The sequence below is a fragment of the Acidiphilium iwatense genome, from assembly GCF_021556475.1.
GTDB lineage: Bacteria > Pseudomonadota > Alphaproteobacteria > Acetobacterales > Acetobacteraceae > Acidiphilium > Acidiphilium iwatense.
The window spans coordinates 1-11,815 of record NZ_JAKGBZ010000071.1 but is presented as its reverse complement, the minus strand read 5'-3'; the positions used below and the strand labels follow the sequence as shown (position 1 = coordinate 11,815).

Annotated in this window: 11 protein-coding genes and 1 pseudogene; 7 read left to right on the top strand and 5 right to left on the bottom strand. The window is 60.2% G+C overall.

The features are described from left to right. Nucleotides 1-370 (top strand): AAA-type ATPase lid domain-containing protein (locus tag L2A60_RS18840; protein ID WP_456237180.1); only part of this gene is annotated, 370 nt, incomplete at its 5' end. A gap of 183 nt (nucleotides 371-553) precedes the next feature. On the opposite strand, the gene L2A60_RS18835 is transcribed toward L2A60_RS18840, so the two are convergent. From L2A60_RS18835 to L2A60_RS18825, 3 genes are all read right to left on the bottom strand, one after another. Next, on the bottom strand, nucleotides 554-976 hold the full coding sequence (locus L2A60_RS18835; RefSeq protein WP_235706011.1) for a hypothetical protein: 423 nt from the start codon (nucleotides 974-976) through the stop codon (nucleotides 554-556). Between the two features lie 449 nt (nucleotides 977-1,425). Beyond that, on the bottom strand, nucleotides 1,426-1,662 hold the full coding sequence (locus L2A60_RS18830; protein ID WP_235706010.1) for a transposase: 237 nt from the start codon (nucleotides 1,660-1,662) through the stop codon (nucleotides 1,426-1,428). Nucleotides 1,663-1,740: 78 nt separating this feature from the next. Next, nucleotides 1,741-2,313 (bottom strand): hypothetical protein, encoded by a 573-nt coding sequence (locus tag L2A60_RS18825; protein WP_235706009.1) that lies wholly within the window; start codon nucleotides 2,311-2,313, stop codon nucleotides 1,741-1,743. A 260-nt stretch (nucleotides 2,314-2,573) separates the two neighbouring features. Between L2A60_RS18825 and L2A60_RS20805 the strand changes: the two genes are divergently transcribed. Further along, nucleotides 2,574-5,204 carry an ATP-binding protein gene (locus tag L2A60_RS20805; protein ID WP_235706008.1) on the top strand — a complete coding sequence of 877 codons (2,631 nt, stop codon included), beginning with the start codon at nucleotides 2,574-2,576 and terminating at the stop codon, nucleotides 5,202-5,204. After that, a complete protein-coding gene (locus tag L2A60_RS18815; protein WP_235706007.1) occupies nucleotides 5,197-7,122 on the top strand; it encodes a response regulator in 1,926 nt (641 codons plus the stop codon). The genes L2A60_RS20805 and L2A60_RS18815 overlap by 8 nt, the downstream gene beginning before the upstream one ends. On the opposite strand, the gene L2A60_RS18810 is transcribed toward L2A60_RS18815, so the two are convergent. Continuing rightward, entirely contained in the window at nucleotides 7,101-7,823 is a 723-nt protein-coding gene (locus L2A60_RS18810; protein ID WP_235706012.1) for a winged helix-turn-helix domain-containing protein, read from the bottom strand. The genes L2A60_RS18815 and L2A60_RS18810 overlap by 22 nt on opposite strands. Nucleotides 7,824-8,057: 234 nt before the next feature. On the opposite strand from L2A60_RS18810, the gene fmdA reads away from it, so the two are divergent. The 4 genes from fmdA to crcB all read left to right on the top strand — a co-directional run bounded on the left by fmdA (nucleotide 8,058) and on the right by crcB (nucleotide 10,685). Then, the gene (gene fmdA / locus L2A60_RS18805; protein ID WP_235706006.1) at nucleotides 8,058-9,284 is read left to right on the top strand and encodes a formamidase; all 1,227 of its coding nucleotides are present in this window, start codon (nucleotides 8,058-8,060) and stop codon (nucleotides 9,282-9,284) included. Nucleotides 9,285-9,388: 104 nt separating this feature from the next. Further along, the gene (locus L2A60_RS18800; protein ID WP_235706005.1) at nucleotides 9,389-9,916 is read left to right on the top strand and encodes an AmiS/UreI family transporter; all 528 of its coding nucleotides are present in this window, start codon (nucleotides 9,389-9,391) and stop codon (nucleotides 9,914-9,916) included. A gap of 38 nt (nucleotides 9,917-9,954) precedes the next feature. After that, nucleotides 9,955-10,254 (top strand): FmdB family zinc ribbon protein, encoded by a 300-nt coding sequence (locus tag L2A60_RS20975; RefSeq protein WP_407932571.1) that lies wholly within the window; start codon nucleotides 9,955-9,957, stop codon nucleotides 10,252-10,254. 50 nt (nucleotides 10,255-10,304) lie between these two features. Next, nucleotides 10,305-10,685, top strand: coding sequence for a fluoride efflux transporter CrcB (gene crcB, locus L2A60_RS18795; protein ID WP_235706004.1), 381 nt, complete (start codon nucleotides 10,305-10,307; stop codon nucleotides 10,683-10,685). Nucleotides 10,686-11,060: 375 nt separating this feature from the next. Here the strand turns inward: crcB and L2A60_RS18790 are convergent. Then, nucleotides 11,061-11,468, bottom strand: a pseudogene (locus tag L2A60_RS18790) (transposase); the annotation flags it as partial. Between the last annotated feature and the right edge of the window lie 347 nt (nucleotides 11,469-11,815).

The window sequence follows — 11,815 nt, the reverse complement described above, 5'->3', positions numbered from 1 at the left end:
CGGCGTGGCACTCACCATGCCGCCGCTGCGCGCCCGCGCCGACCGAGCCGCCCTGATCGAGCAATTGTGCCGCGAGGAAAGCAACGATGCGGCGATCACGATCGACCAGGATGCCTGGGCGATTCTGCTCGCCCATGACTGGCCCGGCAATATCCGCGAATTGCGCAACGCTTTGCGCACCGCGATCGCCTTCGCCGAGGACGGCAGGATCGGGCCAGCCCATCTGCCGCACGTGATCGCGCGCGGCCCCACCGTTTTTGCTAAATCGCGCGATCGCAACGCACTCTGCGGAAAGATCGGCACCGACAATTTAACCGTTGAGTGCCGCCTCGAAGATCGTCGAGCGGTAGGGCCGGCTGATCCGGCATGATGCGTCGCGATCACATCCATCAGCGGCGGCGACAGGCAGTCATACGGCTCCAGCCCCAGTTCGCGCAGCCGCGCGCGGATCGCTCCCATCTCCGCCGGATCGGTGTCCCCCCCTCGATCCTACGGTATGCACACATCTCTTTTCGGCAAAGAATCAACCCGAAAAGATTTCACCGAAAGCAGATTAAAATTCAGGATCTGAAGTGTTCATGAGGGAGAACACATAACGAGATCGCATCGGAATATCGGTTACAATCCATTGATTTTTATACATTTTATGAAATGTGTGAATTCCGGTGCGCCGGTCAAAGCCGGCAAGGAGTAGTGGATGAAAGTTCCATACGGTGAAGGCGTAGCCTGCCACACCGGCCTCGTGCCATGCGCCGCCGACCGCGAGGTCGGGGGTGAAGCGTTGGTGAGGGGAGACGTGGGCTGGGTATTGAGCCGCGAAAGCACACTCCCGGGCGCTGACCCTGTCGGGATCAGGGGAAAGCAACACAGTGACAGGCGCCATGGCGAGCCTGCACACCGGCCCGGCGTGGTCGAAGACCCCAGACACGCGTTGATGCTCTTTGCACGGAAACCGGGAGATCTCCTCGCCGCCCAAGGCTATCTGGCCTGGGGTCGCATTGGGAAGGCGAAAGCCGTAAGCCAATGATGCACGGCGTGGAGAAGTCGGACCCAGCCATAGTAGCTGTGAAACTGCCGAACAAAGCCGGATCGCCGGCAACGGAGGCGGTGGAGCCAAGGGCTGGGGCCAAGGGGAATGCGAGTCAGCGAAACACGTGCCGGACGCAGAGCCGGGAGAGCGTGTCCCAGTCGCTGGAACGCATACGTGAAGCTGCAAAGCGGGACAGGAAGGCGCGGTTCACAACACTCCTTCATCATGTCACACCCGCGCTCCTGGAGTGGTCCTTCTACCAGTTGAAGAAAGGTGCTGCACCAGGCGTCGATGGTGTGACATGGGACGCGTATCTTGATGCGGCCGCGGCCATCCCGCACCTTCTCGCGGTACCAGACGCTCAGCGCGCTGTCCGGCTGGTTGCGCAACCATAGCTAGGCGAGTTGCACCATGATCTTGCGAACCCGTCCGTTATCGGATTTGGAAATTCCTTGCTCATTGTCGACGCCGCCGCTTTGCCATGGAGACGGCGTGAGGCCGGCGTAGGCGGCGACTTCTCGACGGTTTTGGAAGTCGCGGAAGAAGGCTTCATTGGTCAGTATCGAGGCGGCTTCAGGGCCAATCCCCTTGAGCCGCAGCAGGAATGCACCGGCGCCTTCACGATTGGGCATCAAAGCGTCGTCAACGGTAATCGGGGTCTGGGGAGCAACTGCAAGCGTGGCGTCGCGTTCCGCTTCAACGGCTGCAATTTACTGCATGACGAGCTCAAGCCGGCCCAACTGGCGCACGATCTCGCTTTTGAGCCGCGGCGGCAGGGCGGAATTTTCCGGTGTGCGCAGCGTATTCAGACGGGTGCGCCGGTCCTTCCATGTCGGCTCGAAGTCAAAAATTCCTTGCGTGGCCAGCAATCCCTTGATCCGGTTGGCGTGCCGTATCCGCTCAGCCAGCAGCGCTTCGCGCTCTCGCGACAGCCTGCGTGCATCCTCCGTCTCCCGGCTCGGCGGTCGTACCATCGCGCAGACCTGCCGCTCCCCTCGATGCCAAGCCATCAGTGTGCGCAGCATGGCCTCAGCATCGATCCGGACCGCTCTGCCAAGACGGCGCTCGGCACGGGCGCACAGGTGATCGAGTAGGGCAAGCAAAGCAGGACCATCACAGGCAGCGATACTGCGCTGGCTGATCTTCTGCTCACCAGGGGTGCTGGCGGCCACAACCCAGCGCGTCAGGCTGAGCTCCAGCGCCACAAAAACCGTGGCGCTCAGGTCAACGCCTGTGGCATCCTCCGGGAGGACGGTCAGGATTGGATGTGCGGTGTTCGGCATCGGGCATCTCCTGGTTGGGTGGCAACGACCTCAACCTAAACCCGGCCGTCCTCCACCCGCATAGGATCTTCGCCGCTTGCGCCGCACGCGGTGATCGAGGCGGTGCTGGACGATGTTTCGGCACTGGCCGGCGCGATGCGCGGCGAGAAACGGGCGGCGTAGCCGGCTAGGCCGGACCGGTCCAGCTCCCGATTGATGGACTTCGGCTTCTCCGCCCGCTCGCTTCTGTGATACCCTGACCGCGCCAAGGAGGGAAAACCGTGGATATACCGCCGCCGCGAGCGACGCGGTCCTATCAGGCATGGATCGCCAACGAAACGCTGGAGGATTATTCCCTCCGCTACGCGGCGGAATCGTTCCGCAAATGGTCGCCCTGGGTCATCGCAAATACCGCTCTCGGCGGCATCTCGTTCCTTGCCCTCGAAGCGATCGGCGGCGTGATCACGCTGAACTACGGCTTCGCCAATGCCCTGCCGGCGATCGCCATCGTATCGTTTCTTATATTTCTGATCAGCATCCCGATCGCCTATTACGCCGCCAGATACAATATCGACATGGATCTTCTGACCAGGGGCGCTGGGTTCGGCTATATCGGCTCGACGATCACCTCGCTCACCTACGTCACGTTCACCTTTATCTTCTTCGCCCTGGAAGGCGCCATCCTGGCGCAGGCGATGAAGATCTGCATCGGGATACCGCTGGTCATCGGCTACATCGTGTCGTCGCTGGTGATCATCCCGATCACCTTCATGGGCGTGACCATGATCAGCCGGCTTCAGCGAGTGACTCAACCGCTCTGGCTGGTCATGCTGATCACGCCGTTTGTCGTGATTCTCGTGAAAAAGCCGAGCGTTTTCGAGAACTGGATCAGGTTCCACCCTTCCGGCAGCGGCGGGCATTTCAGTTTCATCGCATTCGGCATGGCGGTCAGCCTGCTGTGCTCGCTGGTGATACAGATCGGCGAACAGGTGGACTATCTGCGCTTCCTGCCGAACAGGACAGCGGAAAACCGGATTCAATGGTGGGCGACCGTCCTGATGGCCGGGCCCGGATGGATCCTGATCGGCGGGCTAAAAATCCTGTTCGGCAGCTTCCTGGCCGTGCTCGTCATCGATGCGGGACTGCCGCGCGCCACCGCGCTGGAGCCGATCCACATGTATATCCAGGCTTACAGCTATCTGAGCGGCGATCCGAAAATCGTCCTGATCCTGGCTGCGATATTCGTTCTCGTCTCGCAGATCAAAATCAACGTCACCAACGCCTATGCCGGTTCGCTCGCCTGGTCGAATTTCTTTTCGCGCGTCACTCATTACCACCCCGGCCGGGTCGTCTGGCTGATCTTCAATATTCTGATCTCGCTGTTGTTGATGCTGCTGGGCATCTTCAACACGCTCAGTCTGGTCCTGACGGTCTATTCCAATGTGGCGATCGCCTGGATCGGCGCCATATTCGCCGATCTGGCGATCCTCAAGCCACTGGGCGTCAGCCCGCCGTTCATCGAATTCAAGCGCGCGCATCTCCACAATATCAATCCGGTCGGGTGTGGCGCGATGGCGATCGCCTCAGTCACGTCACTCCTCTGCTTTGCGGGGACGCTCGGCCCCGGATTGCAGGCCTATTCGGCTCCGTTGTCCTTCGGCATTTCCCTGGTCGCCGCGGTCGCTATCGGCTTCCTGACACGGGGTCGCTATTACTTGGCCCGGTCGCCGAGCGGCTTCGAGCGCACCGCCTCGGGTGCCGTACGCTGCGAAATATGCTCACACGACTACGAGCGCAGCGACATGGCATGGTGCAGCTTCTACGAGCAGCCGATCTGTTCCCTGTGCTGCAGCCTCGACGCGCATTGCCACGATATCTGCAAGGCGGCCGACGGCAGCACGGTGCGGTTGCACCGGGAACGGCTCGGCCGGCTGCTGGAAGAGAAGATCGCGCCGCGCATGGGGCAGCGCCTCGCGAAGGTCTGCGGCATATTGTTCGCGCTGGCCGTCGTCACCGGAGCTGTCATCCTGCTGACCTACCGGCTGACCGCGCTGGACGGAGAGCCGACATCGCTGGATGCCAGCGGATTGCTGGTTCGCATTTATGTCGCGGTTCTCCCGCTCCTCGCGGTCGGCGCCTGGTGGGTGGTTCTGGCCCACGAGAGCCGCGAATTGGCCGAGCGGGATCTGGTCGCATCGCTCGACATGCTGCGCAGCGCCCAGCACGAACTGGCACAGAACGAACGCCTGGCCGCGATCGGCGAACTCACCGCGACGGTCAGCCACGAATTGCGCAATCCGCTGGGCACGCTGGTATCGTCGATCGGCCTGCTCCGGCGCTCGATAGCGAATCCCCCGACGGAAGTGCGCGGCGAGCTTGACCGCATCGAGCGAAATATATGGCGATGCAACCGGATCATCGAGGAACTGCTCGAATTCTCGCGCCGCCGCGAACCGATCTACACTCCCATCGTCATCGACAACTGGATCGCCCAGCATCTTGCCGAACAGCGGGGGCTCGAAACGATCCGCGTCGAATTGTCGCTCTGCTCTGGTGCGACGATCCGTGCCGACGCGGAGCGGCTGCACCAGGCTTTTGTCAATGTGGTTCTGAACGCGATCCAGGCCATCGAGGCAAGGGAGATTCCCGGAACCGGCATATTACGGATCGCGACGCGCATGAATGACGGAACCCTCTTGCTATCGATCGCCGATAATGGCCCCGGCATGCCGGTGGAAATACGGCAGCGCATATTCGAACCGCTGTTCAGCACCAAGGCATTCGGCGTCGGACTGGGCATGCCGCTGGTGAAACGGGTGATGGAGCAGCATGACGGCAGCGTGCTCGTCGAAAGCGAAGTGGAACGGGGAACGAAGGTAATCTTGCGCTTGCCCCTGCGCGCCCATGCCTGAAACGCCCGGCACGCCGGGACGGCGGGGCCGGCTGAACCGGCATGTCCTGCTGGCCGATGACGACCGCGACTTTGCCGACGGCCTGGCCGCGCTTTTGCGCTTCGAAGGTTATCACGTCACGATCGCCAATACTTCCGTTGCGGCAATCGAAACCGTCGCGGCAGACCCACCGCACGTCGCGCTGATCGATCTCCGGCTCGGCCACGCGAGCGGCATCGATCTGGTGCACGAATTGCTCATGCGGCAGCCGAAACTGGTCGCCGTGATCCTGACCGCCTACGCCTCCCTGGAAACCAGCATAGAGGCGATGCATGCCGGCGCATACGATTATCTCTGCAAGCCGTTTTACATCAACGACCTGCTTGCGACGCTGGAACGCTGCTTTGAACGCCGCCGCCTGACCGAAGAGCGGGAGCAGGCGCTGACGGCGCTGGCGCGGAGCGAAGAACGGTTGCGCCGCATTGTTGAAAATTCGCCTTCCGCCATTTCCTTCGAGGATCTCGATGGCAACGAAATGCTCGCGAATGAGCGGTTCCGTCAGCTGTTTGCGGCGGCATCGGGCCACAGGATTGCGGCAGGATTGCCGGACGAATCGGTGATTCGCACGGGGCGCGTAGCCAGCGGCGAGATCGAGATTCCTCATGGCGACGAGATTCGGCGGGTGCTGGTCGCTCGCTTCCCTGTATTCGACGAGAATGGCACACCGGTCGGTATCGGCACGATCGGCACCGATGTGACCGAACGGCATCAGGCCGAGGAACGGCTTCGGCAAGTCCAGCGCATGGAAGCCATCGGGCGGCTTACCGGCGGCATCGCCCATGACTTCAACAATCTGCTGACGGTCGTGCTTGGAAATCTTCGCCTGATCGAGGAAGATGTCCGCAACTGGCCCGATTTACGCGAACTCGTCACCGACGCGCTGGATGCGACGCTGAGCGGCGTCGAGCTTACGGTGCGGCTTCTAGCGGTCGGGCAAAATCAGCCATTGCAGCCGGAAGTTACCGACGTCGCCGGGCTGCTCCGCATCGTATCGCGCCTGCTGCGCCGCGTGCTCGGTGAAACCATCGAGATCAAGCTGGATATCGCACCCGATCTGTGGCGCGTGCGGATCGACCGCGGCCAATTGGAAAGCAGCCTGCTCAACCTCGCAATCAATGGCCGTGACGCAATGCCGAACGGCGGCCAGTTGATGCTCACGGCGCACAATATGCAGATGGATTCCGGTAATGGCTTTGCCGATACAGACCCGCCCCCTGACCGCTGCGTCGTGCTTTCGGTGCGGGATACTGGGGTCGGAATGCCGGCGGAAATTCGCGAACAGGCGATACAGCCATTTTTTACCACGAAACATATCAGCCAGGGAAGCGGGCTGGGCCTCAGCATGGTTCATGGTTTCGTGCGCCAATCGGGCGGCCGTCTGGAAATCGTCAGCGCGCCGGGCGAAGGAACCGAGGTGACGATCTACCTCCCCGTGACCGATGGAACATCCGGAAGCACGAATCACTCGCCTCTGGACGTGCCGGTGCAACCTAACCATGGTGAGCACATTTTGATCGTCGAAGACCAACCGCAGATTCGCCAATTTCTCCGCCGGCAACTTCAGCGTCTTGGCTATCGGGTGCAAGAGGCCGCCGAAGCGGAAGAAGCCTTGCAATATTTTGACGCAATCCCTCCGATCGACCTGCTGCTGACGGATATCGTGCTGCCTGGACGAATGAGCGGCCTCGAACTCGGCGGCGCGGCGCTTGTACGCAAACCTGGACTCGCTCTGGTTTTCATAACCGGCCATGCGCCCGAAGCATTGGCCGGACAAAGCGATAAGTTGAGGCATGTCGCCGTTTTGCGCAAACCGATCGAGCCTGCGGCTCTGGCAAAAGCGGTCCGCCAGGCACTCGATCAGGCCGCCGCAAGAACGTAGCCGATGCCACGCACGGTTTTGAGTATCGTTCCGCCACGCGCCGTATCGCCCATTTTCTGGCGAATCTTGCTGACCAGCAAGTCGATGCTGCGGTCGTACGGAGACCAGTGCCGATTGGCGACGAGATCGAGAAGCTGCTCGCGCGACAAGACGCGGCCGCGGCGCAGCGCCAACGCGGCGAGCAATGCGAATTCCTGGCTGGTGAGCGCCACCGGCTCGTCTTCGGGTGAGACAAAATTTCGTTGCTTCAGATCCAGGCGCCAACCCGCGAAGACAAGAACGTTAGAATCGGAGGCGGGTCCGTCTATCTGGTAATTCGCCCGGCGCAGCACGGCATGGATTCGCGCCAGCAACTCGCGTGGCTCGAACGGCTTCGTTACATAGTCGTCGGCGCCAAGCTCAAGCCCGGCAACCTTGTCGGCCAATACGTTCCTGCCGGACAAAACGATCAGCGGGATAGCATACTGCGCCCGCAATCGCCGCGCCAGGGTAAGACCGTCATCTCCGCCGGCAAAGGTGAGGTCGAGAATCACCAGGGCGAAAAAATCGTCGGCCATCGCCCGCCGCAACGCCACACCGTCATGTGCGATGACGGTCACATAGCCTTGCCGCCCAAGGAGGCGGGAAAGGAATCCGCAAAGCCGTGGATCGTCATCGACGATCAGGATTCTGGGTGATGTTCCGGATGGCGGCGGACGCATCGTCGAGCTTGCCCCCGTATTTCGTGGCACCGGCATATTTAGCAGGCAAATCGAAGGTGGAACGCCTGGATCTGCTTCAGCTCTACAAAAAATTACAATCATTGCCCCGAGTTTGCGACAAGCTTCGTCTCGCGCATCTTTAACTTGTTCCACAACGGAATCGCATCGCTGCCAGGAAACCATCCGGATGGCGGCGCTGATGACGGACTCACGGCAATATCGAGGGAGGATCTGATGACCAAAACCGCCTTCAAGATAGACGTAAACAAGACACCCGAAGAACAGGTGCTCAAAACCCATAATCGCTGGCATCCGGACATTCCAATCGTCCAGATGTTCAAGCCGGGAGATACGTTTCGCGTCGAGTGCTACGACTGGACCGGCGGCCAGATCGGCAACAACAACAGCGCGAATGATGTGCGCGACGTCAATCTTCTGCGCGTCCACTACCTGAGCGGCCCGTTTGGCGTGGAAGGCGCCGAACCCGGCGATCTTCTCGTCGTCGATATCCTGGACATCGGCGCATTGCCGAATTCCGAGTGGGGCTTCAACGGTATTTTCGCCAAGGAAAACGGCGGCGGCTTCCTGACGGAACATTTTCCGGCCGCAAGCAAATCCTGCTGGGATATCAGCGGCATCTACGCCACGTCCCGGCACGTCCCTCGCGTGCGTTACCCCGGCATGGTCCATCCCGGACTGATCGGATGCCTGCCCGATCACAAGCTGCTTGCGGAGGCCAATCGCCGTGAAGCCGCGCTCATCGCGACCAATCCCAATCGGATCCCGCCACTCGCCGCCCCGCCAACGGCAGATTACGCCCTGATGGGGCAGATGTCCGACACGGCAGCGGCTTCCGCCGCCAAGGAGGCCTGGCGCACTGTGCCACCGCGCGAACATGGCGGCAATTGCGACATCAAGAATCTATCGCGCGGCTCGCAAGTCTACTTCCCTGTGTATGTCAAGGGTGCCGGCCTGTCGATGGGCGATATCCACTGGTCGCAGGGCGATGGCGAAATCACCTTCTGCGGCGCGATCGAGATGGCAGGATGGATCGATATCGGTGTCGGATTGATCAAGAGCGGCGTCGCAAAATACGGAATCACCAACCCCATTTTCAAACCGAGTCCGATCGAGCCGCATTTCTCCGAGTACCTGATTTTCGAGGGCATCTCCGTCGACGAGCATACCGGCGAGCAATATTATCTCGATGCACATGTTGCCTATCGCAGAGCCTGCCTGAACGCGATCGAATATCTGAAGAAATTCGGCTACTCGGGCGAGCAAGCCTACATGATCCTCGGGACGGCGCCGGTCGAAGGCCGGATCAGCGGCATTGTCGATATTCCGAATGTTTGCGCGACGCTCGCGATTCCCACCGGAATATTCGACTTCGACATAAGGCCGAATGCATCCGGGCCGACACGCCACGTCTCCGATGTCGATGTCGCCCGGTCCGGTTGAACTGAACCTGGGGACGGCCCGCAATCGCGGTGTCCTCCAGTTTTCCGATTGACGCTGAGAAGGTGCCCGGCACAAAATGTTCCGGGCACCTGTTGGGGGTAATCATGCTGCTCGGATTGGCACTCTTCTGGGTTGGCGCGGTACTTTTCCTGAACGGAATCTGGCTCCTGGGAAAAATCGACGATCGCGAGATACCGGTCATCGACGTTTTCGTGGGCTTCGTGACCCTTGCGGTTGCATTATATTCCGCGTTCGGCCCTGGCGCCAATCTCGCCACCATCAAAGCCGCGGCGTTGACGTTGCTGTTCAGTTTCACATATTTCTGGGTTGCCTGGAATCGCTGGAACAATGCCGATGGTCGTGGATTGGGGTGGTTCTGCCTGTTCGTCGCCATAACCACGGTTCCGGTATTTTTCCAAGGCTTCTCCACCGCCCATACCGTCTGGGACTATTGGTTCGCGATTTGCTGGCTGTCGTGGGGGAGCCTGTGGTTTCTGTTTTTCCTGATCCTGGCGCTGCGCATGCAGAATCTGACGCGATTCACCGGTGCTTTCTGTACCCTGCAGGGGATCTATACCGGCTGGATTCCGGGATATTTGCTGCTGACCGGCGCTTTGGCCCTCAAAAAATAACCGGATAAGCACCGGCAGAATTACCAACGGAGGACACGATGCCATTTTATCAATATGCCTGCGAAGAGTGTGGATCTTTCGAATCGTGGACTGCCATGGTGCACGCTGCGGAACCTTGCCTTTGTCCGTCCTGCCGATCGAACAGCGAACGGCAACTGGCAACTCCAAATCTCGGTCTGATGAATGGCATCCTTCGCAGAGCAATGGACCGTTCGGCAAAAAGCGTGTCCGAACCACGAGTGTCCTCACGCAAGCATGTCGACAGTTGCGGCTGTTCGCTCTGTGCCGGGCGGAAAGCACCGGCTTCGATGTCGCGCCGCTGGATGATCGGCCATTGATGAACGTTATTCCCGCAACTGATTGTTGGCGGCTGTTCGGACGATAATGAATGCTGGCGAATTACTTATGGGTCGCGATCGGCGGTGCGCTGGGCAGCATGGCCCGCTTCGGTCTGGCAACATGGGTCGCGACTCTGACTGGCCCGATTTTTCCATGGGGCACATTGCTGATCAATGTGCTCGGCTCCTTCGTCATCGGATGGTTTGGAACCCTGACCGGAGCAGACGGACATTTGATGGTGTCGTCGGAAGCACGCATTTTCGTGATGATCGGCATTTGCGGCGGCTTCACGACTTTCTCTTCGTTCAGCCTGCAAACATTGGAACTGGTCAATGAAGGGGAGTTACTGCCGGCGATCGGCTATATTTTGGGATCGGTAATTCTTTGCCTGGTTTTTGTCTGGATCGGCTTCCTCTTGGGACGATGGTGATCATCCACGGCAACACAAGATACAGTTCTGCAACAGGGCCCGCCGGATTGTTATGTTCGGATCGGCGCTCCTGACGTCGGTGCAAGACGAGGATGCTGATTCTTAGCCCTTAGAGTCTTCTTTGATTGGGGTAATTGGTGTCAAGCTGTTCCTCTTCCTTTCTGCCATTCCCGTGGATCGCACGCTTCTCTTCGCGGTCGGCGCGTAGCTGCCGCATGATGGGGGTTAGGTAGGCGAAGCGTCTCAATCTGACCCACGACCTTGGGCATTTGGAGTTACCCAGGCTCTGGACTCTCAACGAGATCGCCCCGCCCATCGTCCCCACGGGAACGACGTCATTTCGCCAGTACCAGGCGAAAACAGAGATTCCCTTCGTTATGCTGCCGTGCTCACAGTGGGTTGGGCAGCTTGCTTGCCCCAGCGGAACTCGGAGCCGTCGATCCACATGCGGTGCAAGATCACGGCGAGTTTGCGAGCGACGGCCACGCGGGCGCGCGCCATGCCGCGACGCTTGGCGATTTTCATGCCCCAGGCCCTCAAAGCTGACCATTTCGTGCTGCGGATGAGCAACGAATTGGCCGCCTCGTACAATGATGTTCGCGTGAGTTCGTCGCCGCACCGACTGATCCGTCCCTGCATGTCGGTTTCGCCAGACTGGTATCGCCGTGGGGTCAGCCCGAGATGGGCACCAACGTCGCGCGATTTTCGGAACCGATCAGGCCGGTCGATGGTAGCGCGGAATGCCAAGGCAGTCAGTGGCCCAACACCAGGAACAGTTGCGATTACGTCAGCTTGGTCGAACGGCCAGACAGAGGGGCAGATCACCAAGCTGAAGCTCGTCAAACGCCAGATGTATGGCCGCGGGAAGCTCGATCTCCTTCAGACGCGCGTTATTGGCTCCGCATAAGCCCAACATCCACCAAAAGTGAGTCAGATGGGGTATTCGGCCGGTCGTCGTAGCCTCGATTTTTGGGTGAGGTGCTGCGCTTGCCGCGCGACAATCAGGATGAGTGCGCCGGGAGACCGGCAAGGAGCAGGAGGTGAAAGTCCACTACGATGAAGGAGTAGCAACCCGCATCGGCCCCGAGCCGTGCGCTGGCGTCCGCGAGGGCGTTGGCGAAGCGTCGGCA